Raw genomic sequence first — 22,676 nt, 5'->3', positions numbered from 1 at the left:
GCTGCCGATTCAACACGCCCCCCGCTAGGGGCGTAAGGGGGAGACGTCAGGCACGTGATACTTCGTCACGTGCGTCCAACGCCGAGATGATGGTGCGGAATTCACCGACCAGGGGGTGGTCGGGATGGGCCTCGGAGAAAATGCGTTCCCCGTAGAGCGCGGCCATTTCAGGAACGTAGGGCAGGATTCCGGCCAGGGGGGTGCGGTAGACCTCCTCGGCCCGACGCCGGGCGGCCGCCCGGTCGATGCCCTCGGGCGCCATGCTCATCACCAGGGTCCGCCGGCAGGCGAGCCGGCCGGTCAGGGCGATGGTCTCCTCGACTCCGAGGAGGTCGATGCGGTCGGCCCGGGCCATGATCAGGAGCACGTCCGCGCTCGCCATCGCGGTGACCGACTCGTTGTTGAGCCCGGCGTGGGTGTCGAGGAGCAGGACGTCCAGGGCGTGGTGCAGGGCCAGCCGGTCGAAGCCCTCGGGCAGCAGCCCCACGTCGTATCCGGTGGTCATGAGTTCCCGCAGGGCCGCCGTCCCCGTGCGCGCCGGGACGACGTACAGGACCCCGCGGCCGCAGCCCGTGACGACCTCCTGGGCGGCGGCCTCGATCTCGCACCGGCCGAGCAGGTAGTCGGCGAGCGAGGGGCCGGGGCCGAGCCGGAAGAGCAGGTCCAGGGTGGGCGACTGGATGTCCGTGTCGATCACCCCCACCCGGCGCCCCTCGCCCGCGAGGAGCAGGGCCAGGTTCGCCAGTACCGAGGACTTTCCGGTACCGCCGCGGTACGAGTGCACCACGATGGTCCGGGTCATCAGGCCACGACCTGGCGATCGGCCCCGCCCGCGTGCGGCCCCCGCGCCGCGCGTGGCCGGTGCAGGGCCAGCATGGTGACGTCGTCGTGCTGTTCGGCTGTTCCGGTGTGTTCGCGTACGGCCGTGTCCATGCGCTGGACCACCTCCCTGCCGCTCACCGGAGGACCGGAGAGCAGCTGCAGCATCCGCTCGTCGCCGAGGAAGCTGCCGCTGGGGCAGCGCGCCTCGGGTACTCCGTCGGTGAACACGAAGAGCGTGTCACCCGGGTTCAACTGGGCGTAGCCGAGCGTGTACACACAGTCCGGGAGCACCCCGACGGCGGGGCCCGTGACCTCCAGCGTGCGCGGCTCGCCGCCCTCCGCGTCCAGCAGCAGCGGCGGGTTGTGGCCGCCGTTGATGTAGACGAGGGATCCGGTGAGCGGGTCGAGCACCCCGAAGAAGAGGGTGGCGAAGTAGCCCTGCCGCAGGTGGTTGCGGGTCAGGTAGCCGTTGGTGGCGGTGACCGCGTTGAGCAGCGGCGTGGCACCCACCACGGGGATGCGCCGGCTGTTGCCGGTGCGGCCGGCGGCCACCAGGTGCTGGAGGCCGCTGTTCTCGGCGGTGTGCCGCAGCAGGGAGCGGATGAGCGCCATGAAGAGCGCGGCTCCGACCCCCTTGTCGCAGACGTCGGCGACGACGAAGGCCAGGCGCCGGCCGCGGGAGAGCTCGAAGACGTCGTAGAAGTCCCCGGCGACCTGCCGGGCGGGCCGGAAGCACACGTCGATCTCCCAGCCTTCGGGGACCGGCAGCGATTCCGGCAGGAAACCGGCCTGGATCTCGCGGCCGATCTCCAACTCCTTCTCGTAGCCCATCAGTTCGGCGCGGGCGTCGGCTTCGCGCAGGGTGCGGCCGAGTCCGGCGCGCTCCGAGCAGCTGTGCAGCCGGGCCCCGACGAGGGCGGGCAGGAAGGGCGGTACGAGGTAGTCGTGGCCGATCCGGACGTGTTCCTCCAGGGCGGCGAACTCCGTCACGGTCCAGACGACCACGATGGGGGCCCCGGCCCAGCGGCGCAGCCGGCGCACGGCGGTCCGTACGGCCTCTCCGTCGGCCCGGGCCGGGGCGAGCAGTACGTCCGCTTCGGGCAGCTCCTCCAGTGGGCCGGCCAGTAGTTCGGCCAGCGTGCGCGGGACGAGTGCCGCTCCCATCTCCTCCAGTGCTCCGAGGAGTTCGAGGGGTGGTGGCGGGTACTCGTCGAGGATGATCACGGTCGTGGAGGGCATGGGTCAGTCCCCTCAGCCATCACAGTCAGCGTGCTGATGTTGCGGCCGTCCCTGCGTACGTAGTCGAACTCGTCCACGCTGGTCAGTGCGAGGTGGATGCCGAGTCCGCCGATCCGGCGCCGCTCGGGGGCGGTGTGCGGTTCGGGCGGCAGTCGCCCCTGGACCGGGTCGAAGGCCGGGGCTCGGTCCTCGATGGAGATCTGCACCCGGCCCGGCCCGGAGCGGCCCCGGACGGTGATCCGTCCGTCGCCGCCCCGGTACCCGTGCATCACGATGTTGGTGGCCAGCTCGTCCACGGCCAGCCGGATCCGGTACGAGGCGCCCTTGCCCAGGCCCGCGCTCCCGGCCAGCCGCAGGACGAGCGCGGCGATGTCGCCCAGTGCCCCCAGGGTGGCGGGCACGTGCAGCTCGGCGGACATCCTCGCCGTCTTGACCGCCTCGTCCATCGGACTCAGTCGTCGGAGAGGACGACGCTGCGGTCGAGACCGGCCGTCCGGATGGTCCGGGCGACGGGCTCGATCGCGCCGACCACCTTGATGGTGACGTGCTCCCCCACCTTCTGCTGGGCGAAGACCAGGGAGCGCAGTCCGGCGCTGGCCATGTAGCCGACTCCGGCCATGCGGATCTCGACGGTGCTGGTGCCGTGGCCGGCGGCCTTCTCGATGGTCTGGTGGAAGTCCGGCGCGGTCTTGGCGTCCAGTTCGCCCTCCAGCTCGATCACGGTGGTGTCGCCCTCGATGCTCAGGGACACGGAAAGCGGCATGTCAGGTCTCCTTCGGTGCGTGGACTGGAGCGCGGTCTAGAGCTCGGCGTCGGGCGTGCGGCCGACCAGGATCACGACCGAGCGCGGACCGATCAGGTACTTGCCGGCGTTCTCCAGTTCGAGTTCGGCGCCGGGGGTGCGGATGTCGTACGGGGCCTCGGCCCCGGTGTCCGCGAACAGGTGCCAGCTGCGGCCGCCGGGGAGGGCGGGCAGTTCCAGGTCGTGCGCTTCCCAGTGGGAGTTCATGGCCGCGTACACCACGTCGTCGTCACCGGTGCCGCAGCGGGCCACCGCCAGCAGCCGGCTCTCCGCCGACCAGTCGGGCTGCCAGGCCCGCTCCCCGTGCCAGCTGATGTCGGGCAGACCGAGGGTGTCCCGGAGCTGGCCGGTGGGGTGGGAGGTGGAGCGCAGTTCGCGGTGGCGCCTGCGGAAGGCGATCATCTCCCGTGTGAACCGGAGCAGTTCGGAGTTCTCGTCGACCTGGCTCCAGTCGAACCAGGACAGTTCGTTGTCCTGGCAGTACGTGTTGTTGTTTCCCTGCTGGGTGCGCGCCACCTCGTCGCCGGACAGCAGCATCGGGATGCCCTGACTGGTGAAGAGGACGGCCAGGGCGTTCTTCATCTGGCGCAGCCGCAGCGCGTTGACCCCGGGATCGTCGGTCGGTCCCTCGGCCCCGCAGTTCCAGCTCGCGTTGTCGTTGCCGCCGTCGTTGTTGCCCTCGCCGTTGGCCTCGTTGTGCTTGTCGTTGTACGAGACCAGGTCGGCCAGGCTGAAACCGTCGTGCGCGGTCAGGAAGTTGACCGATGCCGAGGTCCCGCGGGTGGAGTAGAGGTCCGGCGAGCCGGCGATGCGGGTGGCGAGTTCCCCGGTGATCCCGGGGTCGCCCTTGAGGAAGCTGCGCACGGTGTCGCGGTACTTGCCGTTCCACTCCGCCCAGCGGCCGTACGCCGGGAAGTTGCCGACCTCGTAGAGGCCGCCGGCGTCCCAGGCCTCGGCGATGAGCTTGGTGTGCCGCAGCACCGGGTCGTAGGCGAGCAGTTCCAGCAGCGGCGGGTTGGGCAGCGGCGTGCCGTCCGCGGAGCGGCCGAGGATGGCCGCGAGGTCGAAGCGGAAACCGTCGATGTGGTAGTCCGCGACCCAGTGGCGCAGGCAGTCGAGGACGAAGTTGCGCACGACGGGGTGGTTGCAGTTGACGGTGTTGCCGGTGCCGCTGAAGTTGAAGTAGTACCCCTCGGGCGTGAGCATGTAGTACGTGGCGTTGTCGAGCCCCTTGAAGGAGATCGTGGGGCCCTGCTCGTTGCCCTCGGCCGTGTGGTTGAAGACGACGTCGAGGATGACCTCGATGCCGGCCGCGTGCAGGTCCTTGATCAGGGTGCGGAACTCGTCGCCCTGCATGCCGTAGCGCCCGGTGGCCGCATAGCCGGCCTTGGGGGCGAAGAAGGAGACGGTGTTGTAGCCCCAGTAGTCGAAGAGCTGCTCGCCCGTCTCCGGGTTGGTGCGCGGGTTGTCGCTCTCGTCGAACTCGAACACCGGCAGCAGCTCGATGCAGTTGATCCCGAGCTCCTTCAGGTACGGGATCTTCTCCCGCAGCCCCGCGAAGGTGCCGGGGGCGGTGACCTGCGAGGAGGGGTGCCGGGTGAAGCCGCGCACGTGGGTCTCGTACACGACGAGGTCCTCGGCGGGGATGCCCAGCGGGGTGTCGTCGCCCCAGTCGAAGTCCTGGAGGCAGACGCGGGAGCGGTACTGGTAGCCGCGGCTGCGGTCCGGCTCCACGCCCCACACGTCGCGGCCTGCGATCAGCCGGGCGTACGGGTCGGAGAGCACCTGGCGGGCGTCGAAGCGGTGGCCGGTGACGGGGTCGTAGGGTCCGTCGGCCCGGTATCCGTACTCGATGTTCTCGTGGTCGAGGCCGAAGACCGTCATGGCGAAGACGCTGCCGGTGCGGAATTCCTGGGGGAACTCCAGCTCGGCCATCGGCTCGGGCTCTCCGCGCTTGTAGATGACCAGGGTCATGGAGGTGGCCTGGTCGGAGAAGACGGAGAAACTGACCCCGCCCGGAACCACGTTGGCCCCGAAGGGGAACGGTTTGCCGGCGCGCACGCGGTACCCGCCCACCTCGTGGGTCGGGTACGCGTCGACGCGCAACACCTGTTCGGACGCCGGCTCGCTCATCGCGCGGCCTTGGCGGCCGTCTTGGCGGCGGCCTTGGCCGCCGCCGACTCGGCCTCGCCGGTGGAGAAGAAGTCGAGGAAGCCGGTGGCCGACATGACGAACCGGACTTCCTCGCTCACCCCGTAGAGGGTGACGGCGACCCCTGCGTGCTGGGCCTCGCGGTAGACGACGAGCAGGGTGCGCAGCCCGGCGCTGGAGACGTAGGTGACGGCCGTCAGGTCGATGCGCAGCGGCCGGCCCTCGCGGACCAGCGGCAGCAGGCTCTGCAGCAGCGATCCGGAGGTCTCACTGTTGATCTCGCCGGTGGCGACGAGCACGGTGCCCGCCTTGTTGCGGCGTTCCTTCACGTTCAGGGTCATTGCTTTCCCCTCTGAGTGGGGCGCCCCCGTTGAGCGCTACTGGGCGGTCGGGCGAAGCCGGACCTTGACCTTGACCCGGCCCTGTACGTCGGGCAGCCGGACGGTGAGCGCGTCGGCGTCGAAGTCCGTGTACGGCTTCTCGTCGATCTCGACGGACGCGATCCGCACCGAGCCGGCGGGGAGCAGGTCGGGCGAGACGCGCAGCACGCGGTCGGGCAGGTTCGTCGGGTCGGGCTGGAAGTGGAAGTCCATCTCCCGGCCGTTGATGAGCAGGTTGTTGTAGACGGCGGACAGGTAGCAGAGCTCCGCCGAGTGGTACATGGACATCGAGTGGCTGCCCTTGAGCCGCTCGGTCCCGAGCAGGTACGGGGTCCCGCTCGCGAGCACGTTGAAGTAGACGGCGCCCTCGTCGTGGTCGAGGAAGAAGGTGTTGTAGAAGGCCTGGGCCTGCCGCGCCTCGCGCAGGTTCGCGTCGCCGCCGACGGTGCCGTTCAGGATGAGGTAGGCGAGGATCGCCTGCTCCTGCTGCCACCAGGCCTTGCGGTCGTGCCAGGCGAAACGATACGTCTCCTCGCCCCCCGACTTGACGCGCTCGACCACGTCGTACCAGCCGCCGCGCTGCACGTCGCTGCCGACGGCCGGCATGATCTCGCCGATCTTGCGGGCCAGCTCCTCGTAGGCCGGCTTGGCCTTCAGCGAGTTCATCCGCATCAGGTTCCAGGCGATCTTGAGGTTGTGGCCGACGACGGCGCGGTTCTGCTGCCAGCTGTGCGCGGTGTCGTGGGACCAGTCGCGGAAGAAGCGCTCTTGGACGAAGGGGCTGTTCTTGTAGTCCGGGAACTTGTCCGCGATCGTGTCGAAGGTGTACTCCAGGAAGTCCGCGTAGCGCTGCTCACCGGTCGCCAGGTACAGGTTGATCAGGTACGCGGGGGCGTGGTCGCCGACCGAGTTCCAGTTCTTGCGCTCCGCGTTCTCCCCGAGGGACTCGTGGTCGGCGCTGAAGAGGATCGGGTCGATGTGCGAGTAGTAGCCGCCCTGCTCCGGGTCCTTGAAGAACTTGTCGAAGAGCCGGATGGTGGCGTCCGCGTCGTTCTTGATCCGGATGTCGCCGGTGACCCGGTAGGTCTGGATCGGGCCGGCCAGGGCGTAGATCTGCTCGTACATCGGGATCGCGTCGTAGTCGTCGGAGAACTCCGAGGTGAACAGCTTGCGTTCGCTGTCCCCGTCGACGCTGATGCCGTGGTACCAGAAGACCACGTCCTCCTCACTGTCCACGACCCGCATGTGCTTGCGCAGGTACTCGGTGCCCCGCTCGGCGACCTCCAGGTACTCGTCCTTGCCGGTCAGCAGGTAGGCCGAGGCCATGCCGTAGACCAGGCGGGAGATCGTGTCGGTCTCCTGGACATGACTGGCGGTCTTGTCGCCGCCGAGCCGGATCTCGGTGCGGTACTCGGCGAAGTCCACCGGCCCGTCGCCGAACTGCGCCCGCTTGTAGAAGTCGGCCAGCGACTCGATCTGCTTGATCCACCAGCTGGGTTCCTCGAAGCGGTAGTCCTCGGCCCCGCGGCCCAGGAACACCAGGCGCTTGGCCTCGAAGCGGCCGCCCTGCTCGGGGTAGTGCACCCCGTAGACGTAGAGGAACCGTCCCGGCGAGAGCATCTCGTCGATGTGCCCGGAGGCGTCGATGTACGGCTCGTCCAGGTTGCGGACCAGCTCGGCGCTGGGGTCCCCGGCCAGGGAGACGTCGAACTCGCGGCCGTCCGAGGTCTTCAGCCTCAGCAGCCGGGTCCCGGAGTCGAAGCGGCCGACGTAGCCGGCGATCGTGTCGGAGAAGGAGAAGCTCACGGCGTCCGCCATGTCATGCACCGTCCTTGTCTTCGTGGTCGTGGCCTTGCTCGCGGCCGTACTCCCGGCCGTGCTCGTCCTCGAATCCCTGGCTGACCTCGACGATCACCCCGTCGGGATCGCGGACCCACACGGTCCGCCACCCGCAGATGAAATCGTCGAAGTCCAGTGGCCCCAGGGTCACTTCGGCCGCATCGCCGAGCGTGGCCAGGAAGCCGTCCACGCTGTCGGTCTGGAAGGCCAGGTGCCGCATCCGGCCCGGCGCCGCCGGCCCGTCGTGCTGAGCCGTGTCGGCCGGTTCGGTGCCCGCCGCGAAGAGCTCCAGGTACACGTCGCCCTGGCGGAGGAAGATGATCGATGCGTCTCCGAGGTCGACCACCCGGGCCCGGGCGAAGCCCAAGTACCGGGTGTAGAAGTCCTCGGTGGTCTTCTGGTCGGCGCAGTTCAGGCCCACGTGCGACCAGACCATCGGGGCCATCAGCCGGTGCCCCGCGCGTCCCGGGCGTCCTGCGCGCCCTGGGCGCGCCGCCCGCCCCGGTCGGCGGCGATCAGCTCGATGATCCGGCGGGCGAACAGGTGGTGGTGGGCGCCGGTGCGTCCGGTGACCAGGTCGCCGTCGACCACCACGTCCTCGTCCACGTACTCGCCGCCCATGTTCCGGACGTCGCCGATGAGGTTGTTGTGGCAGACGACCTTGCGGCCGCGGATCTTGTCCGGGATCGAGGCGGCCAGCCACATGCCGTGGCAGATCACCGCCTTGAGGACGGTCGGCTCCTCGAAGGCCCGGCGCAGCAGCTCCGTCGCCGGCGCCAGTACGTCCACGTCCTCGGTGTACCGCAGCCGGTCGGCCACCATGCCCGAGGGCACGATGATCGCCGCGTACCGGCGCAGCTCCTCGTCGCTCAGCCCCTCCAGGGACCGGGTCGCGGTGAAGGGCGCCCGGTACTCGTGCCCGGAGAAGGTGATGGAGTCGTTGCCCCACAGCCGGGTCAGGAAGTCGACCTCGGCTCCCTCCTCCGCGAACCGGCGGCCGTAGTAGAAGATCTCCGGCTCGTAGAAGTCGCTCTCGATCAGGACCGCGATCCGGGTCCCGGTCAGCGCACCCTCGCGCAGGACCACTTCAGACACGGGACACCCCCTTCAGGAAGTCCGCCGCGCGCTCGGCGATCATCGCGATGGCGGTGTGGCAGTTGCCCGACGGGACGGCGGGCATCACGCTGGCGTCGACGACGCGCAGGTTCCGTACGCCGTGCACCCGCAGTTCGGGGTCGACGACGGAGAGGTCGTCGATGCCCATGCGGCAGGAGCCGGCCTGGTGGTGGTAGCTCTCCGACTTCTGCTTCACGAAGGTGCGCAGGTCCTCGTCGGACACGTAGCCCGGTCCGGGCTGGAGCTCCTGCTTGTACCAGGGCGAGAAGGCGGAGGTCGCGAAGAGCTCCCGGGCGGTCTTGACGCCCTGGACCATCCGCTCCAAGTCCCAGCGGTCGCCCAGGTAGTTCGGGTGGATCAACGGGTGGGCCAGCGGATCGGCGCTCGCCAGCTTGATCCAGCCCCGCGAGACGGGACGGACGACACCCGGCAGGATGGACACCGTGTTCGGATGGTCCTGACCGACGATCACGTCGAACGGCACGTGCACGAAGGCGATCTGCAGGTCCGGCGCCGGCAGCCCCGGCCGGGACGAGAGGAACAGCGCGCTCTCCGACAAGTTCTGCGCGGGCGGCGGCAGTTCCTGGGTGACCTCGGCCATCAGCCCGGTCAGTACGTGGTTGTGGAAGTTCTCGCCGACCCCGGGCAGTTCGGCGACGGTCGCGATGCCGTGCTCGCGCAGCTGCTCGGGGTGCCCGATCCCGGAGAGCAGCAGCAGCTTCGGCGATTCGATCGCCCCGGCGGCCACGATCACCTCCCGGCGGGCCCGTACGGTGTGCGGCCCGGGCTCGGGAGCGGTGCTGTGCCCGTCGCGCACGGTCCGGCCGGCGGCGTCGCTGTCCGAAAGCGTGGCGGGGGCCTGGAGCTGGACGTACTCCACGCCCGTGCAGGTGTCCCCGTCGAAGAGCAGCCGGGTGCTCTGCGCACTGGTGCGCAGGGTCAGGTTGGAGCGGTCGAGGGCCGGCTCCAGGTAGGCGGCGAGGACGCCCTGGCGGCGGCCGTCGGCCACGTCGATGTGGTGCCAGCCGGTGCCGAAGAGACCGCGCCGGGGCCCGTCGGTGTTGAAGTCGGCGATCTCCTCGTGGCCGAGCTCGACGGCGGCGTCGATGAAGGCGCGGGAGACCGGGTTGGGGCCGTGCCGCCCGGCGTGGGTGATCCGCTGGGGCCCGCGGGTGCCGGTGGTCGGCGCGGTGGCGTCCTCCTGGCCCTCCAGCAGCGAGAAGTAGGGCAGTACGTCCTCGTGCGCCCAGCCGGCCGCGCCCTGGTAGGCCCAGTTGTCGAAGTCCGAGGCGTGGCCCCGGATGTGCATCATGATGTAGAGGTTGCTGCTGCCGCCGGGGGCCTTGCCGCGCGGCTCGTACGTGCGGCGGCCGTCCAGCCCGGGCTGCGGGACGCTGGTGTACCCCCAGTCGACGGGCCCGCCGAGCAGCTTGTACCAGGAGGACGGATCGTCCACCTCGGGAGGGATGCGGCCCGCTCCCGCCTCCAGGACCAGGACGCTGACGTCCGGGTCCTCGGAGAGGCGGTTCGCCAGGACGCTGCCGGCGGTGCCGGATCCCACGACGATGTAGTCGTACTCATCCACGGCCATCGCGCGCCCCCTCAGCCCTGGCCGAGCACCTGGAAGGGAACCGTGTCGTGGTGGTTCGCCATGTAGGCGATCTTTCCGTCCACGATCCGGAAGAAGTTCATGACCTCGGCCTCGATCTCCTCCCCGGAGGGAGTGACCGCGGTCAGGTGGGAGACGGCCGCGGCCTTCTCCCCGTCGACGAGGAAGTGCACGGGCTCGTTGCGGAAGACCCGGTACATGGTCCCCATGCCCTTCATCATCGACCGCAGCGTCTCCAGTCCCTCGATGTGGCCGGCGAGCTGCTCGTCCATGACCTGGTCCTCGGCGAACAGGTCGCACCAGCTGTCCCAGTCACCGGCGTTGGCGTACTCGTAGTACTTCTGCAAGATCTGCCGCGCGTCCATGGCGCTCATCCCCCTACTGGTCCCTGCGGGTTCCGTCCGGCGCGAAGGGCGCCCAGAACTGGCTGAAGGCCGTGGCCGTGTCGCCGAAGAGACCGTCGTGGCCCTCGACGATCCGCCCGTCGCGCCAGCGCATGAAGTGGAAGACCGGGTAGTCCATCCGCTCGTACGGGGAGCGGCTCGACTCGTCGGCGCCGCCGCGCACGGCGACGTTGCGGCAGACGTCCGCGCTGCAGTCCTCGCCGACGAGGACCGCTTCGATGTCCATGCGGAAGGTGCCGCCCGTGAGCTTGTGGGTCTGTCCCATCAGCTCCAGGAAGGCGTCCAGGCTCTCGTACCAGCCGGCGAGCGGGTGGTTGCCGGGGACCTGCCAGCGCAGGTCCTCCGCGTAGTACTCCAGGATCCTGGCCCGGTCGCCGGAGCCGAGGGCGCGGTACGCCGCCTCGACCCGCTCCCGTGTCACTTCGGTCATCGTCGCTTCTCCTTCGGCGCTCAGAGGGAGGCGGAACCGGGCATGGGCTCCAGTTCGTTGACGGTGTACTGGCGGATCAGCGGCCCGTCGGGCCCGGCGACCACGGTCCAGGTCTGGTCGGCGTCGAAGCCCAGCCACACGCTGCGGGCGGCCGGCGGGTCCCAGATCTTGGCCTGCCAGTTGACGAGGACCCGGACGATCGCCCGGTCGCCCTCGATGACGGGCTCCACCTTCGTCACCGTGTGCACCTCGTCGAAGAAGCGGTTCGTGACCGCCTCGTACCAGCGGCCGAAGCCCTGGTGGCCCACGAAGGTGTCCTCCGGGACCTTGAACTCCAGGTCCTCGGTGATCAGGGCCAGCACCTGGTCCGGCTGGACGTGCTGGTCCAGGGCCACGTACCACTTCTCGGCGAAGGCGCGGATCGCGTCCTCGGTCAGCCGCTCGGCTGGCATGCGGTCTCCTCCTGTCTGTCCGTGCTCTGCGTACGGTCCGGGCGGGCGTGGTGCGTCCGATCCGTTTGTCGGGCGTGCGATCCCGGTCGGGCGTCAGATCCCGGTCGGGCGTCAGATCTGTACGTCGACCAGGAACGGCCCGGGGTGGGCGAGCATCCGGCCCACGGCGGCGATCGCCTCGTCGGGCTTCTCCACCCGCATCCCGCCCGCCCCGAGCGACCGGGCCAGGGCGGCGAAGTCGATCTCGGGGTGCGAGAGGTCGAAGGAGCCCGGGAAGCCGTGCTCCGGGATCTCCCGCTCCCGCCAGTACTGGGCGATGTTGTCGTCCAGCAGCCGGTACTTGCGGTTGTTGCAGACGACGAACTTGGCCTCGATGCCGTGCCGGGCCGCGGTCCACAGCGCCTGGTAGGTGTACATCGAGCCGCCGTCGCCGGCGAAGCCGACGACGAGCCGCTCCGGCCGCGCCAGCTTGACGCCGACCGCGCCCGGGAAGCCCACGCCCAGCGATCCGCCCCGGGTGAGGTGGTAGTCGCCCGGCCGCTCCGGCGGCAGGTACCGGGTGACCAGCGGGGAGGTGGTCAGCGCCTCGTCGAAGACGATCAGGTCCCCGCCGGTGCGCTCGGCCAGGGTCCGCAGGAAGACCGCCATCGGCGAACCGTCCGCCTCCTTGGCCTCCCGCTCGGCCCGGTCCGCCCGCACCCGCTCCCGGGTCCGCGCGTCCAGCCGCCCGGCCGCCGCCGACCGCTGCGCGGGGGTGAGCAGGTGTTCCAGTACGCCGGCCAGTGCGCGCAGCGCCTGCCGGGGATCAGCGGCGAGCCCGAGGTCCACCGGGTGGTTCTTGGCGATCTCGTAGGCGTTCAGGTCGATGTGCACGACCCTCGCGCGGGCCCGGAAGGGGCTCTCCAGCTCCGGGAACACCTCGGGGAAGACGTAGGTGCCGACGATCAGCACCCCGTCCGCGTTCCCGATCAGCTCCTTGCTGTGCGGGCCGAACATGTGGCCCGTCTGACCGCGGCGCAGCGGGTGCGAGGCCGCGATGTTCACCTCGGAGGAGTCGACCTCGTAGACGTCGGCACCGAGCAGCTCGGCGACGGCGACGAGTTCGCGCTGCGCCCCGGAGAGCGAGACCCCGTCCCCGACGAGGACGACCGGCCGCTCGGCGGAAGCAAGCAGCTCGGCCGCCCGCCCCACCGAGGCGGCGGAAGGGGCCACGTCCGTGAAGGGCACCGTGGCGGGCAGGACGAGCTCGGAGTTGAGCTCGTCCAGCACGTCCATCGGCAGCGCCACGAACACCGGGCCGCGCGGCGGGGTCAGGGCGATCTTCACCGCCCGGCGGATGGTGCGCAGCACGGAGTGCCGGTCGGTGACCCGGGTCGCGTACTTGGTCACCGGCTTCGCCATCGCCACCAGGTCGGACGCCATCTGCGCGTCCATGGCGTCGTAGCGGACCCCGGCGTCGCCGGCGACCACGACGAGCGGGGTGTGGCCGCGCAGCGACTGGTAGAGCATGCCGATGCCGTTGCCCAGACCCACCCCGGAGTGGAGCTGGAGCAGCGCCGCCCCGCCGGTGGCCCGGGCGTAGCCGTCGGCGATGCCGGCGGCCACGGTCTCCTGGAGGGCGAGGACGTAGTGGAAGTCCTCCGCCGCGTCGACCGCGTCGAGGAATCCCTGTTCCACCGTCCCCGGATTTCCGAACATGACGTTCAGGCCGTCGGCCTTGAACTGGTCGATCAGCCTTTCCCGTCCGGGAGTGGCTCCAGAACTCATCGAACTCTCCCTCCTTTTCGTACCGCCGTACCGGAATTACCAGCCGTACCGGGTGAGGCCGTTCTCCAGGACTTCCACGATCTTCTGCCCCGTCAGATACGAGTCGGGGGTCGAACGACCGGTCACGAAGGGGAAGTCGACGATCACCGAAAGGGGGTGGCCGAAATTCCCGTGGTACGCGCCGCGCGGCCCGGTCGCATCGCGCAGGATGTATTCCAGCGGGTACGGCGGCGGCCCCATGTTGAAATCGGTACCGAGGAATCCGGTGCCGTCCTTGTAGTCGTACTCCTTGCAGTGGCCGGTCACGTGCTTGCCCCAGATGATGCTGCGGCGGTCGCCCCAGTCCCGGGCGAAGGCCAGGCAAGCGACGCCGTAGCACTCGGCCGCGACGACCTTGCCGGCGTTCTTGAAGGCGAGGATCAGGGCGTGCACGCGCTCGTTGTTGGCGAGGTCCGCGATCGGACCGCTGCCGCCCACGATGAGCACCGCGTCGAAACCGGCGATGTCGGCCTGGAGCTTGTCCAGATCGCGGTGGTACTGCTCCAGCTTGGGCAGATAGGCCGAGTCGCTCGTGTACGGGCGCTCGGGGGCCCACGCTTCGATGTCGAGGGGGGAGTCGAGCCGGCTCGACTGCTCGAACTCCCGGCCCAGCCGGGCGTTCTCCTCGGTGGTGACCGAGCGCCCCAGCGGAGGATCGATGTACTTCGCGTCGAGGCTCGGCGGGAGAGCGTGGGCACGCTTTCCGGTCGGCGTGGCGAATACGACTTCATAGCCCTGCTCGTCGAACTGCGATACGGGGCCGATCAGTTCCTCGGCCCAGTAACCGTGTTCGGAGACAATGACCAGAATCTTTCTGCTCACGGATTCCTCCAGGCGCCGCCTGTTGTCGTTGGCGTCCCCCACACTGGGCGCGCCGGGGGTTCCCGTCAAAGCGCTGGTGTGCGACTTCGTGAGGTAGTCGGCCAGGTCATGGGGGCACCTCAGGAAGTCGTCCGGCGATGTCATGAAGTAGCTTCCGGACTACCTGACTTCGTCCGAATCCCTGAACCATCACCAGGCCCCCGCCTTATGGTCTGGACGCGCCGGAATCATGGGCGCGCTGCAATCACGGGCGCGAAGCGCGGATGCGCGAGAGAGGGACGGGGACGATGACGATGGACCTGTTGTGCACCCACATCGAGTCGATACGTCCGGTGAAACCCGGAACCGAGGGCTGCGAGGAGTGCCTCGTCTCCGGTGACGCCTGGGTGCACCTGCGGATGTGCCTGAGCTGCGGGCACGTCGGCTGCTGCGACTCCTCGAAGAACCGTCACGCCACCAGGCACTACGGGACCACCGCGCACCCCATCGCGGCCTCCCACGAGCCCGGCGAGGACTGGGCCTGGTGCTACGCCGACAAGCTGATGCTGGACCCGGCATGAGCGCGGCCCCGGAGAGCGCCGCGGCCGCGGGCCCCACCCCCGCGGACAGCACGTCCACGGGCGGCACGTCCACGAGCACCGCGCCCACGAGCACCCCCGCCGCCACCGCGGAAGCCGCGGCGCGCGCGGAGAACCGCAAGCCCGTCATCCTGGCCGTGGACGACGACCCGCAGGTGCTGCGCGCCGTCCGCCGCGACCTGCGCAGCGCGTACGGCGACCGCTACCGGGTGCTCGGCGCCTCCTCGGCGGCCGACGCCCTCAAGATCCTGGACTCCCTCGACGAGCGCGGCCACGACCCGGCGCTCTTCCTCGTCGACCAGCGGATGCCCGACGTCACCGGGGTCGAGTTCCTGCTGGAGGCCGTCAGCCGGTTCCCCGATGCCCGCCGCGTGCTCCTCACCGCGTACGCCGAGACGGACGCGGCGATCACCGCCATCAACCGGGTCCGCCTGGACTACTACCTGCTCAAGCCCTGGGACCCGCCGCACGAGCGGCTCTTCCCGGTCCTGGACGACCTGCTGTCCGACTGGCTCGCCACCTACCGCCCGGCGTACGACGGGATCATCGTCGCGGGTCACCTGGTCTCCCCCGGCACCCACGCCGTCCGGGACTTCTTCACCCGCAACGGCCAGCCCTTCCGCTTCCTCAACGTCGAGCGGGACCCCGAGGCGCTGACCGTGATCGCCGCCGCCCAGCCCGATGCCGCGCTGCCCCTGGTCCGCTTCCCCGACGGGTCGGTGCTCTCCGCGCCGACGGACACGCAACTCGCCCAGCGGCTGGGGCTGGCCACCACCGCCTCGCGTCCGCACTACGAGTGCGTCATCGTCGGCGCGGGCCCGGCGGGCCTCGCGGCCGGCGTCTACTCGGCCTCCGAGGGCCTGTCCACGCTCATGGTGGACTCCCGCGCCCCGGGCGGCCAGGCCGGCACCTCCAGCCTGATCGAGAACTACCTCGGCTTCCCCTCGGGCCTCTCCGGCGGCGACCTGACCCGCCGCGCCACCATCCAGGCCTCCCGCTTCGGAGCCGAGATCCTGCACCCCGTGGAGGTGACCTCCCTGACCCGTGACGACCCGGCGAAGATCCTGACCCTGGCGGACGGTACGGAGATCAGCGCCGAGACGGTGCTCCTGGCGACCGGGGTCTCGTACAACCGCCTGGACGCCCCCGGCGCCGACCGCTTCGAGGGCGCCGGGCTCTACTACGGCGCGGCGACCACCGAGAGCTCGGCGTGCATCTCGCAGCACGTGTTCATCGTGGGCGGGGCCAACTCGGCCGGCCAGGCGGCGGTGCACTTCGCCAAGTACGCCGCCCGGGTCACCATCCTGGTCCGCGCGGCCTCGCTCGACGACAGCATGTCCCGCTACCTCATCGACGAGATCGAGCGCACCCCCAACATCGAGGTGCGGGTCCGCACGACGGTCGTCAGCCTGCACGGCGAGGACCACCTCGAACGCCTGACGCTCCACGACTCCGAGACCGGCGAGGACAAGGAGATCCCGGCCCGCTTCATGTTCACCTTCATCGGCGCCCGCCCGCACACGGGGTGGCTGGCCGGAGTGGTCGAGCGGGACGAGTACGGCTTCGTCCTCACCGGCTCGGACCTGATCGCCAACGGCGGCGAACTCCCGGCGGAGTGGAGCCTGGAGCGCGCCCCGTACCCGCTGGAGACCAGCGTCCCCGGGGTCTTCGCGGCCGGGGACGTACGGGCCCACTCGGTCAAACGCGTCGCCTCGGGCGTGGGCGAGGGAGCCATGGCGGTCTCACTGATCCACCGCTACCGCTCGATGGGCTGAGAGCGAACACGGGCCCGGTCCCCTTGCGATCAAGAGAGCACCGGACGCACCGTTGATTACATGATTACAACCGAGCAGAACGAACAGCTCCGCACCTGGTTCGCCGAGCGGCTGCCGGTGGACGTCTACACCTCGATCCTCTCGGTCACGGTCGACCGGGAGGAGATCACCGTCGTCGGCGCGATCCCCGAGACCGAATCGGTCGCCGCCTTCCGCGAGCGCACCCGGGAGCAGCGCGTCGAGGTCGCCCGGGACGCGGAGGAGCTCTACCGCCGCAAGGTGTCCTGGGCCGCCCGGTCGGGCGAGGAGCTGACCCTCTTCACCCACCTCTCGGTCCCCGTCATGACCCGCCTGCGCCAGCCCGAGCGCCAGGTCCTCGACACCCTGGTCGCGGGCGGCGTCGCCCGCAGCCGCGCCGACGCCCTGGCCTGGTGCGTCCGCCTGGTCGGACGCAACACCGACACCTGGCTGACGGACCTGCGCGAGTCCCTGGACCGGGTCCAGCAGGTCCGCGCGGAGGGCCCGGACCTCGCCGACTCCCAGAAGTCCGGGTCATAACGGCGAAAGATCCCCCGGCGCCCGCAAGATCGCGCAAGCCTGACACGGACCACCGGCGATCAACGCCCGACCCCAGGGAGAGGCCCGCACCATGACCACCACCGTCGAATACATCCGCTACCGGATCGCATTGGACGATCAGCCGGCTTTCGAAGACGCGTACGTCAGGGCCTCCGAGGCCCTCGCCGCCTCGCCGGAGTGCATCGACTACGAACTCGCCCGCTGCGAGGAAGAGCCCGAGCGCTACATCCTGCGCATCCGCTGGACCTCGATCGACGCCCACCTGAACGGCTTCCGCAAGGGCGAGCACTTCCCCGCGTTCTTCACCGCGATCCGCCCGTACGTCACGGCCATCGAGGAAATGCAGCACTACCTCGTCACAAAGGTGGCCGGCCCCGGAAAGGCCTCCACCCAGTCATGAGCACCACACCCGACACCCCACCCGCCACCACTCCCACCATCTACGCATGGATGGGCGGCGCAGAGGCGATGAACCGCCTCACGGACGTCTTCTACGCCCGAGCCCTGCAGGACGAGATCCTGGCCCCGGTCTTCGCGGGCATGGACTCGGAGCACCCCCAGCACGTAGCGGTCTGGCTGGCGGAGGTCTTCGGCGGCCCGAAGGAGTACACCGCCTCCCACGGCGGCCACCAGCACATGGCCACCAAGCACCTGGGCCGCGGCATCACCGAACAGCAGCGGCGCCGCTGGGTGGACCTCCTGACGGACACCGCGGACGAGGTGGGCCTTCCCACGGACCCGGAGTTCCGCGCGGTCTTCGCGTACTACATCGAATGGGGCACCCGCATGGCCCTGATCTACTCGGGCGCCAACCCACCCCCGGTGGACGCGGCCGACATCCCGGTCTGGTCCTGGGGCCAAACCCCGCCCTGGATCCCGAAGTCCTGACTCCAGGAATCCCGACCCGGCGGAGTCCCTGGGCTCCGCCGGGCCTATCCGGTCCCGCGGATCCATCCCGGCCCTGCACGCTCATCCCAGCCCCGCCGGGACAGATCCAGCCCCGCCGCAGCTTGAGGCGCGGAGCAAATTCAGCCCCGCCGGCGCTTGAGGCGCGGGGTCCGGGGCGGAGCCCCGGCAGCCGGCCCCGGGCCGGAGTCGGCGAGCAGCACCGTCAACACCGGCCCGCCGCCCTCGCCCCCGCCGTCCCCCTGGGCATCCGCCCGCCAGAAATCGACGGCCTCCTCCAGGATCTCCCGCAACGTCTCCCAGTCCCCGGGCCTCGCATCCGCGTACCCCCGCCAGGAGGTCACCACCACGAGCCGCCCCGGCGCAGCCGGCAACCACGAAAGATCCCGCAGCGCATCGGCCAGCGCGTCCCAGTTGGCCCCGAAGTACTCGGGAACCCCCAGCGCGCCCCCACAGCGCCGCATCAGCTCCGCCTTGCTCCGTACGCCGTCCAGATCCAGCCGTACGGTCGCCCAGCCGGCGGCCTCGGCCGCTTCGAGCGCGGGGGCCACGGGCCGCGGGTCCAAGGTCATCGGAGAACCGCCTTGAAGGTGTCGTAGTGGTCGTCCGTGTAGAAGAACTCCCCGCCCCCACCGGTCACGATCCGCCGGGCCCCACGGTCCCGCTCACCGGGCGTCTTCACGGTGAACTCGTGGTAGTAGCCGCGCTTCTTCTGCGGCAGGACCTTCTCGAAATTACCGAAAACGGTCCCGTCCTGCCGGTACTGGTACGGCCCGCCCTTGTCGATCAGCACCAGCACGTCCCGGGCCTGCTGCGGCAATGCCGAAGCCCGTACCGTCGCCATCCCCTTCGCCCATCCGGGCGTCGGCACAGCGGAACTCGCCGCCCCGCTCGGGGCAACGTCAACGCCGGAGCCGGCACTCGCACTCGTACTGGTGGCGGCGGTAGGCGCGGGTTTCTTCCCGCTGCAACCCACCGCACCGACCAGCGCCGCGCAGAGGAACACGGCCCCCAGCACACGCAGCAACGATCGGGGCACGTTCCGAAAGATCATGCACCGATCGTGCCAAATATCCGATTCGCCCGCGAATCGCGCCGTGGATTCAGAGGGCGGCCATCTTGGTGTACGGACTCAGGATGCGCTTGCGGACCTCAGGCCCGAATTCAACGAGGACAGCGATCCCCTCCTCAACGGCGACGACACGGCCGAGGCCGTGCTCATCGTGAGTAACCCGGTCGCCGACGCTGAAGTGCCTGAGCGGCGCTTCCACGGGGGCCTTGAACGGGCTGGACGGCAGGTGGCGGCGAGGTACTGCGGACTTTGTCATTGCACCCAGTATGCGCCCAGCAGGCCGTCCAACGGTCCGCCGTTCGGATCTCAATTACGGCACCATCCGCATCGGCGAACCTCACGCGCCCGCGTTTGACCGGCATTCGTCCGGACAATCGGACCAATCCGAACAATCACTCGTCGGGGTCGGCCCGCTCCAGCGCCGGCCGCAAACCGGGCTCCGATTCGGTCAGCAGGTAGTCCGCGACAGCGGTGTCGGTGACGAGACTGGTGACCAGCCCCGAGCGCAGAACCGCACCGATCGCGGACGCCTTGCGCAGCCCGCCGGCGATGGCGACGACCTCGGGGATCCGGCGCAGCCGGTCCGCCTCCACGGTGATGCACCGCTCGCCGAGGTCCCGCCCGACCCGACGCCCCTCGGCGTCGAAGAGATGGGCCGACATCTCCGCGGCCACGCCCAGCGAGGCGTAGTGCGCCCGCTCCTCGTCGCTCAGCATGTCGTGGACGGTCGAGATGCCCGGCTCCCAGGACCCGATGGAGACGGCGGCGACCGTCACCTTGTCGAAGTACTCGAAGGCCCGCGCGATCCCCGTCTGGTTGCGCAGGGCTGCCGCGGTGGCCGGATCGGGCAGCAGCATCGGCGCGTAGATCGGGTGGGCGTCTCCGCCCGACACCTGCGCGGCCCTGCGCACGGCCTCCACGGACCCGCGCTCGGCCGTACCGGCGTCGTACACGCCCGTCAGCTGGACGACGGTGCAGGGGGGCAGCCTGTGCAGGGAGGCGGCCATGTGGATGGTGGACCGCCCCCACGCGAGGCCGAGCACATCCCCCTCGTTGACGAGCTCACCCAGCAGATCGGCGGCTACGGCACCCAGGTTCTCCGGGTCCGGCGCGTCCTCGGTGGCATCGGCGGGGGACTCGACGACCACGGCGTGCCGCAGCCCGTACCGGGCGCGCAGCGCGTCGGACCGCTCCGCGTCCAGTTCGGCCGGTACGCGGATCTCGATGCGCACGAGGTCGCGCTCCAGGGCGGTCTCCAGGACCCGGGCCACCTTGAAGCGGCTCACGCCGAACTCCTCGGCGATCTGGATCTTGGACTTCCCCTCCAGGTAGAAGCGGCGCGCCATGGCCGCCGCCTGCACCAGCTCCGCGGGTCCCATCCGCAGGGCTGACCGTCCCGCCGACATTGCAGACACCGCGTTCTCCTCACTGCTGTTCACACTCTCGTGTTCACACTCTCGACTCGCCGTTCATCCTGTCAGATACGACGGCCGTTGATCAGCCTGGACAGCTCCCGTTCACCGAGCTGTTCACCAAGCCTTGTTTCAGTGGTCGCAAGCCCAGGGCGCGGCGGCGATCGCCGCACCCGCCTGGTCACGCAGCGTGCGTACGGCTGCCGCCGGATCGACCGCACCGTAGACCGCGCTGCCCGCGACGAACACGTCCGCGCCGGCCTCGGCGCACCGCTCGATGGTCGTGGCGGAGACGCCCCCGTCGACCTGGAGCCACAGCTCCAGACCGTGCTTGGAGATCAGCTCCCGGGTGCGGCGGATCTTGGGCAGCATGATGTCGAGGAAGGGCTGGCCGCCGAAGCCGGGCTCCACGGTCATGATCAACAGCATGTCGAGCTCGGGAAGGATGTCCTCGTACTGCTCGATGGGCGTCGCGGGCTTCAGCGCCATGGACGCCCGCGCCCCCTTGGCCCGGATCTCCCGCGCGAGCCGCACGGGCGCAGCGGCGGCCTCGGCGTGGAAGGTCACGGAGCCCGCGCCGGCCTCGATGTACTGGGGGGCCCACCGGTCGGGGTCCTCGATCATGAGGTGCAGATCGAGCGGGATGTCCGTGGCCCGGCTGAGCGACTCCACGATCGGCACGCCGAGGGTGAGGTTCGGGACGAAGTGGTTGTCCATGACGTCGACATGCAGCCAGTCGGCCCCCTGAACGGCCTTCGCCTCCTCGGCGAGCCGGGCGAAGTCGGCGGACAAGATGCTGGGATTGATCTGAACGGCCATGCCCCAAGCGTGCCATGCCGCCAACGCCTTCCGGCCACTACCCCGGAAGTGGGGGGTGGGGGGGTGCGGGTTGGTGGCCTGGGCTGCGGGTGGGCCGGTGGCTGCGTGGGGTTCCGGGGGGCGTCCCGGCAGTCCAGTGTCCTTTCGGTGTGGGCCGGTCCCTCAAGGGCGCTCCCTGCGGTCGCGTCGCTACGCGATGGCCTTCGGCCACCCTTGACCGACCGACCCACACCGAAACGCCACAAGACTTCCGGGATCCCCCCGGGGAACGGCCGGGGGGGAGGAGTGGGGAGGAGCGGCCTCGTCTGAGATGCGCAGCCCCCTTCGGCCAAAGGGCATCCGGATAGGGCTCCGGCAGGACCGTGACCTCAGCCGGTACGGACGCGCGGGGCGGTCAGAGCATCCAGGGCCGGGCGTCTGGACACCCTTCCCGTGACCGTCGACCGCCACCCAGAGCGAGAGGTGGATGAGGAGGGCCTCAGGGCCGGTGGGCGCGACAGATCGCTACGTACTCTCGCTCGGCTAAGCGACTAACGACCGGCCGTGGCTGGACATAAGCCGCACGCGACCGGTTCCCCTCCCACTCGGCTTAGCGACCGCAGGCCGTCCATGGGCACCAGAGAGGCGAGGAGGTGGTAGCTAATCAAGTTTGACTAGTAGAGGTGGATGGTTCTACGGTCGGAGAATGAGCGAGAAACTGGCTGCGATTCTCCCCTGCAGGTCCATCCCTGAGACGGTCGACTTCTACAAGGCCATAGGTTTCGAGGTCACGTTCCAACAAGAGCGTCCGTACGCCTATGCCGTCGTGCAGCACGGTGATGTCGAGTTGCAGTTCGCGGCGCTGAAGGGCTTCGAGCCGGCCGAGTCGTACGGCGCGTGCTACATCACGACCGACGACGTCGACGGTCTGTACGCGAAGTTCCGTAAGGGACTGAAGCAAGAACTCGGCAGGATCCCGACCCGTGGCCTCCCCCGGATCGGTCCGCTGAAGGACACCACCTACGGGGTGCGGCAGTTCATCATGGCCGACCCGGGCGGCAACAGTATTCGCATCGGCCAACCGATCAGCGAAGACCTCCACCACTCACCGGTTCCGAAGGAACCGGTGGCCAAGGCCCTCCACATGGCCTCACTCCTCGGCGATTCCAAAGAGGACTACGCAGCCGCCGCCAAGATCCTCGACCGCCTCCTCTCCTCCGACGTCCCTCCCCCGTCGCGAGTCAAGGCCCTGATCCTCCGCGCCGCCATGGCCGTCCACCTGGACGACACCCCCCTGGCCGCCCGCCTACTGTCCGAGGCCGACCAGATCCCTCTGCAGGCCCCCGACCGCACCTCCCTGGCCGACGATCTCCTCCGCGCCGAAGATCTCCGCAACGACCTCCCCGGCAGCTGACAGAAGCACCCAGAACCACCTCTCCAGATCAGCCACAGACGGTCGTTAGTCGCTAAGCCGAGCGAGAGTACGTAGCGATCTGTCGCGCCCACCGACTCTGAGGGGCCCGTGGTCCACCTTGCGCTCGGGGTGGCGGTCGACGGTCACGGGAAGGGTGTCCAGACGCCCGGCCCTGGATGCTCCGATCGCCCCGCGCGTCCGTACCGGCTGAGCTCACGGTCCTGCCGGATCCGTGCACAGGTGCCCACCAACCAAAGCGGGCTGCGCAAC

General features: G+C 69.8%; 26 protein-coding genes. 6 read left to right on the top strand and 20 right to left on the bottom strand.

The features are described 5' to 3' along the window. Positions 1 to 46 precede the first annotated feature (46 nt). From OG276_RS31535 to OG276_RS31465, 15 genes are all read right to left on the bottom strand, one after another. Positions 47 to 802 (bottom strand): MinD/ParA family protein, encoded by a 756-nt coding sequence (locus tag OG276_RS31535; RefSeq protein WP_266910488.1) that lies wholly within the window; start codon positions 800 to 802, stop codon positions 47 to 49. After that, a complete protein-coding gene (locus OG276_RS31530) occupies positions 802 to 2,061 on the bottom strand; it encodes a PP2C family protein-serine/threonine phosphatase (protein ID WP_266910486.1) in 1,260 nt (419 codons plus the stop codon). The genes OG276_RS31535 and OG276_RS31530 overlap by 1 nt, the downstream gene beginning before the upstream one ends. Beyond that, a complete protein-coding gene (locus tag OG276_RS31525; protein ID WP_266910484.1) occupies positions 2,043 to 2,507 on the bottom strand; it encodes an anti-sigma regulatory factor in 465 nt (154 codons plus the stop codon). Before OG276_RS31525 ends, OG276_RS31530 begins: the two co-directional genes overlap by 19 nt. Before the next feature lie 5 nt (positions 2,508 to 2,512). After that, the gene (locus tag OG276_RS31520; protein ID WP_266910482.1) at positions 2,513 to 2,824 is read right to left on the bottom strand and encodes an STAS domain-containing protein; all 312 of its coding nucleotides are present in this window, start codon (positions 2,822 to 2,824) and stop codon (positions 2,513 to 2,515) included. A gap of 36 nt (positions 2,825 to 2,860) precedes the next feature. Beyond that, positions 2,861 to 4,996, bottom strand: coding sequence for a glycogen debranching protein GlgX (gene glgX, locus OG276_RS31515; RefSeq protein ID WP_266910480.1), 2,136 nt, complete (start codon positions 4,994 to 4,996; stop codon positions 2,861 to 2,863). Continuing rightward, entirely contained in the window at positions 4,993 to 5,355 is a 363-nt protein-coding gene (locus OG276_RS31510) for an STAS domain-containing protein (RefSeq protein ID WP_266910477.1), read from the bottom strand. Before OG276_RS31510 ends, glgX begins: the two co-directional genes overlap by 4 nt. Positions 5,356 to 5,391: 36 nt before the next feature. Then, positions 5,392 to 7,212 carry an AGE family epimerase/isomerase gene (locus OG276_RS31505; protein WP_266910475.1) on the bottom strand — a complete coding sequence of 607 codons (1,821 nt, stop codon included), beginning with the start codon at positions 7,210 to 7,212 and terminating at the stop codon, positions 5,392 to 5,394. A 1-nt stretch (position 7,213) separates the two neighbouring features. After that, positions 7,214 to 7,678, bottom strand: a complete 465-nt coding sequence (locus OG276_RS31500; RefSeq protein WP_266910473.1) for a VOC family protein — start codon at positions 7,676 to 7,678, stop codon at positions 7,214 to 7,216. After that, positions 7,678 to 8,328, bottom strand: a complete 651-nt coding sequence (locus OG276_RS31495; protein WP_266910471.1) for a DJ-1/PfpI family protein — start codon at positions 8,326 to 8,328, stop codon at positions 7,678 to 7,680. The genes OG276_RS31500 and OG276_RS31495 overlap by 1 nt, the downstream gene beginning before the upstream one ends. After that, positions 8,321 to 9,940 (bottom strand): GMC family oxidoreductase, encoded by a 1,620-nt coding sequence (locus tag OG276_RS31490; protein ID WP_266910469.1) that lies wholly within the window; start codon positions 9,938 to 9,940, stop codon positions 8,321 to 8,323. Before OG276_RS31490 ends, OG276_RS31495 begins: the two co-directional genes overlap by 8 nt. Before the next feature lie 11 nt (positions 9,941 to 9,951). After that, positions 9,952 to 10,332: a nuclear transport factor 2 family protein gene (locus tag OG276_RS31485; RefSeq protein ID WP_323182380.1), complete on the bottom strand. Its 381-nt coding sequence runs from the start codon at positions 10,330 to 10,332 to the stop codon at positions 9,952 to 9,954. Positions 10,333 to 10,336: 4 nt separating this feature from the next. Beyond that, the gene (locus OG276_RS31480; RefSeq protein ID WP_266910467.1) at positions 10,337 to 10,792 is read right to left on the bottom strand and encodes a nuclear transport factor 2 family protein; all 456 of its coding nucleotides are present in this window, start codon (positions 10,790 to 10,792) and stop codon (positions 10,337 to 10,339) included. 20 nt (positions 10,793 to 10,812) lie between these two features. Further along, positions 10,813 to 11,244, bottom strand: a complete 432-nt coding sequence (locus tag OG276_RS31475) for a nuclear transport factor 2 family protein (protein ID WP_266910465.1) — start codon at positions 11,242 to 11,244, stop codon at positions 10,813 to 10,815. A 111-nt stretch (positions 11,245 to 11,355) separates the two neighbouring features. Then, positions 11,356 to 13,011 carry a thiamine pyrophosphate-binding protein gene (locus OG276_RS31470; protein ID WP_266910463.1) on the bottom strand — a complete coding sequence of 552 codons (1,656 nt, stop codon included), beginning with the start codon at positions 13,009 to 13,011 and terminating at the stop codon, positions 11,356 to 11,358. A 36-nt stretch (positions 13,012 to 13,047) separates the two neighbouring features. Then, positions 13,048 to 13,872 carry a type 1 glutamine amidotransferase domain-containing protein gene (locus tag OG276_RS31465; RefSeq protein WP_266910461.1) on the bottom strand — a complete coding sequence of 275 codons (825 nt, stop codon included), beginning with the start codon at positions 13,870 to 13,872 and terminating at the stop codon, positions 13,048 to 13,050. Between the two features lie 287 nt (positions 13,873 to 14,159). Between OG276_RS31465 and OG276_RS31460 the strand changes: the two genes are divergently transcribed. The 5 genes from OG276_RS31460 to OG276_RS40870 all read left to right on the top strand — a co-directional run bounded on the left by OG276_RS31460 (position 14,160) and on the right by OG276_RS40870 (position 17,692). Beyond that, positions 14,160 to 14,432, top strand: coding sequence for a UBP-type zinc finger domain-containing protein (locus OG276_RS31460; RefSeq protein ID WP_266910459.1), 273 nt, complete (start codon positions 14,160 to 14,162; stop codon positions 14,430 to 14,432). Further along, on the top strand, positions 14,429 to 16,225 hold the full coding sequence (locus tag OG276_RS31455) for an FAD-dependent oxidoreductase (RefSeq protein ID WP_266910457.1): 1,797 nt from the start codon (positions 14,429 to 14,431) through the stop codon (positions 16,223 to 16,225). Before OG276_RS31460 ends, OG276_RS31455 begins: the two co-directional genes overlap by 4 nt. A 60-nt stretch (positions 16,226 to 16,285) precedes the next feature. Beyond that, a complete protein-coding gene (locus OG276_RS31450) occupies positions 16,286 to 16,783 on the top strand; it encodes a hypothetical protein (protein WP_266910455.1) in 498 nt (165 codons plus the stop codon). Positions 16,784 to 16,874: 91 nt separating this feature from the next. Next, on the top strand, positions 16,875 to 17,204 hold the full coding sequence (locus tag OG276_RS40875; RefSeq protein ID WP_323182379.1) for an antibiotic biosynthesis monooxygenase family protein: 330 nt from the start codon (positions 16,875 to 16,877) through the stop codon (positions 17,202 to 17,204). Then, a complete protein-coding gene (locus OG276_RS40870) occupies positions 17,201 to 17,692 on the top strand; it encodes a group II truncated hemoglobin (RefSeq protein WP_323182378.1) in 492 nt (163 codons plus the stop codon). The genes OG276_RS40875 and OG276_RS40870 overlap by 4 nt, the downstream gene beginning before the upstream one ends. A 140-nt stretch (positions 17,693 to 17,832) precedes the next feature. Here the strand turns inward: OG276_RS40870 and OG276_RS31440 are convergent, their stop codons facing one another. From OG276_RS31440 to rpe, 5 genes are all read right to left on the bottom strand, one after another. Then, complete coding sequence (locus tag OG276_RS31440) at positions 17,833 to 18,282, bottom strand: barstar family protein (protein WP_266910453.1); 450 nt, start codon at positions 18,280 to 18,282, stop codon at positions 17,833 to 17,835. Further along, positions 18,279 to 18,764 (bottom strand): ribonuclease domain-containing protein, encoded by a 486-nt coding sequence (locus OG276_RS31435; RefSeq protein ID WP_266910451.1) that lies wholly within the window; start codon positions 18,762 to 18,764, stop codon positions 18,279 to 18,281. Before OG276_RS31435 ends, OG276_RS31440 begins: the two co-directional genes overlap by 4 nt. Before the next feature lie 49 nt (positions 18,765 to 18,813). Beyond that, positions 18,814 to 19,038: a hypothetical protein gene (locus tag OG276_RS31430; protein WP_112452447.1), complete on the bottom strand. Its 225-nt coding sequence runs from the start codon at positions 19,036 to 19,038 to the stop codon at positions 18,814 to 18,816. A gap of 136 nt (positions 19,039 to 19,174) precedes the next feature. Beyond that, the gene (locus tag OG276_RS31425) at positions 19,175 to 20,188 is read right to left on the bottom strand and encodes a sugar-binding transcriptional regulator (RefSeq protein ID WP_243334549.1); all 1,014 of its coding nucleotides are present in this window, start codon (positions 20,186 to 20,188) and stop codon (positions 19,175 to 19,177) included. Positions 20,189 to 20,326: 138 nt separating this feature from the next. Then, positions 20,327 to 21,013 carry a ribulose-phosphate 3-epimerase gene (rpe, locus tag OG276_RS31420; protein WP_266910447.1) on the bottom strand — a complete coding sequence of 229 codons (687 nt, stop codon included), beginning with the start codon at positions 21,011 to 21,013 and terminating at the stop codon, positions 20,327 to 20,329. Between the two features lie 685 nt (positions 21,014 to 21,698). Here rpe and OG276_RS31415 point away from each other — a divergent pair. Continuing rightward, positions 21,699 to 22,406, top strand: a complete 708-nt coding sequence (locus OG276_RS31415) for a VOC family protein (protein WP_266910445.1) — start codon at positions 21,699 to 21,701, stop codon at positions 22,404 to 22,406. Positions 22,407 to 22,676: the final 270 nt, after the last annotated feature.

Source organism: Streptomyces sp. NBC_00086 (assembly GCF_026343255.1).
In the GTDB taxonomy this organism is placed as follows: Bacteria; Actinomycetota; Actinomycetes; order Streptomycetales; family Streptomycetaceae; genus Streptomyces.
Note: the sequence above shows the minus strand (reverse complement) of the source record. Positions and strands in the feature narration are given on the sequence as shown.

What these genes read in the sequence shown, in the direction of transcription:
- OG276_RS31535 (WP_266910488.1), bottom strand. Translation starts at nt 802, where the DNA reads ATGACCCGGACCATCGTGGTGCACTCGTACCGCGGCGGTACCGGAAAG.
- OG276_RS31530 (WP_266910486.1), bottom strand. Translation starts at nt 2,061, where the DNA reads ATGCCCTCCACGACCGTGATCATCCTCGACGAGTACCCGCCACCACCC.
- OG276_RS31525 (WP_266910484.1), bottom strand. Translation starts at nt 2,507, where the DNA reads ATGGACGAGGCGGTCAAGACGGCGAGGATGTCCGCCGAGCTGCACGTG.
- OG276_RS31520 (WP_266910482.1), bottom strand. Translation starts at nt 2,824, where the DNA reads ATGCCGCTTTCCGTGTCCCTGAGCATCGAGGGCGACACCACCGTGATC.
- glgX (WP_266910480.1), bottom strand. Translation starts at nt 4,996, where the DNA reads ATGAGCGAGCCGGCGTCCGAACAGGTGTTGCGCGTCGACGCGTACCCG.
- OG276_RS31510 (WP_266910477.1), bottom strand. Translation starts at nt 5,355, where the DNA reads ATGACCCTGAACGTGAAGGAACGCCGCAACAAGGCGGGCACCGTGCTC.
- OG276_RS31505 (WP_266910475.1), bottom strand. Translation starts at nt 7,212, where the DNA reads ATGGCGGACGCCGTGAGCTTCTCCTTCTCCGACACGATCGCCGGCTAC.
- OG276_RS31500 (WP_266910473.1), bottom strand. Translation starts at nt 7,678, where the DNA reads ATGGCCCCGATGGTCTGGTCGCACGTGGGCCTGAACTGCGCCGACCAG.
- OG276_RS31490 (WP_266910469.1), bottom strand. Translation starts at nt 9,940, where the DNA reads ATGGCCGTGGATGAGTACGACTACATCGTCGTGGGATCCGGCACCGCC.
- OG276_RS31485 (WP_323182380.1), bottom strand. Translation starts at nt 10,332, where the DNA reads ATGAGCGCCATGGACGCGCGGCAGATCTTGCAGAAGTACTACGAGTAC.
- OG276_RS31480 (WP_266910467.1), bottom strand. Translation starts at nt 10,792, where the DNA reads ATGACCGAAGTGACACGGGAGCGGGTCGAGGCGGCGTACCGCGCCCTC.
- OG276_RS31475 (WP_266910465.1), bottom strand. Translation starts at nt 11,244, where the DNA reads ATGCCAGCCGAGCGGCTGACCGAGGACGCGATCCGCGCCTTCGCCGAG.
- OG276_RS31470 (WP_266910463.1), bottom strand. Translation starts at nt 13,011, where the DNA reads ATGAGTTCTGGAGCCACTCCCGGACGGGAAAGGCTGATCGACCAGTTC.
- OG276_RS31460 (WP_266910459.1), top strand. Translation starts at nt 14,160, where the DNA reads ATGACGATGGACCTGTTGTGCACCCACATCGAGTCGATACGTCCGGTG.
- OG276_RS31455 (WP_266910457.1), top strand. Translation starts at nt 14,429, where the DNA reads ATGAGCGCGGCCCCGGAGAGCGCCGCGGCCGCGGGCCCCACCCCCGCG.
- OG276_RS31450 (WP_266910455.1), top strand. Translation starts at nt 16,286, where the DNA reads ATGATTACAACCGAGCAGAACGAACAGCTCCGCACCTGGTTCGCCGAG.
- OG276_RS40875 (WP_323182379.1), top strand. Translation starts at nt 16,875, where the DNA reads ATGACCACCACCGTCGAATACATCCGCTACCGGATCGCATTGGACGAT.
- OG276_RS40870 (WP_323182378.1), top strand. Translation starts at nt 17,201, where the DNA reads ATGAGCACCACACCCGACACCCCACCCGCCACCACTCCCACCATCTAC.
- OG276_RS31440 (WP_266910453.1), bottom strand. Translation starts at nt 18,282, where the DNA reads ATGACCTTGGACCCGCGGCCCGTGGCCCCCGCGCTCGAAGCGGCCGAG.
- OG276_RS31435 (WP_266910451.1), bottom strand. Translation starts at nt 18,764, where the DNA reads ATGATCTTTCGGAACGTGCCCCGATCGTTGCTGCGTGTGCTGGGGGCC.
- OG276_RS31430 (WP_112452447.1), bottom strand. Translation starts at nt 19,038, where the DNA reads ATGACAAAGTCCGCAGTACCTCGCCGCCACCTGCCGTCCAGCCCGTTC.
- OG276_RS31425 (WP_243334549.1), bottom strand. Translation starts at nt 20,188, where the DNA reads ATGTCGGCGGGACGGTCAGCCCTGCGGATGGGACCCGCGGAGCTGGTG.
- rpe (WP_266910447.1), bottom strand. Translation starts at nt 21,013, where the DNA reads ATGGCCGTTCAGATCAATCCCAGCATCTTGTCCGCCGACTTCGCCCGG.
- OG276_RS31415 (WP_266910445.1), top strand. Translation starts at nt 21,699, where the DNA reads ATGAGCGAGAAACTGGCTGCGATTCTCCCCTGCAGGTCCATCCCTGAG.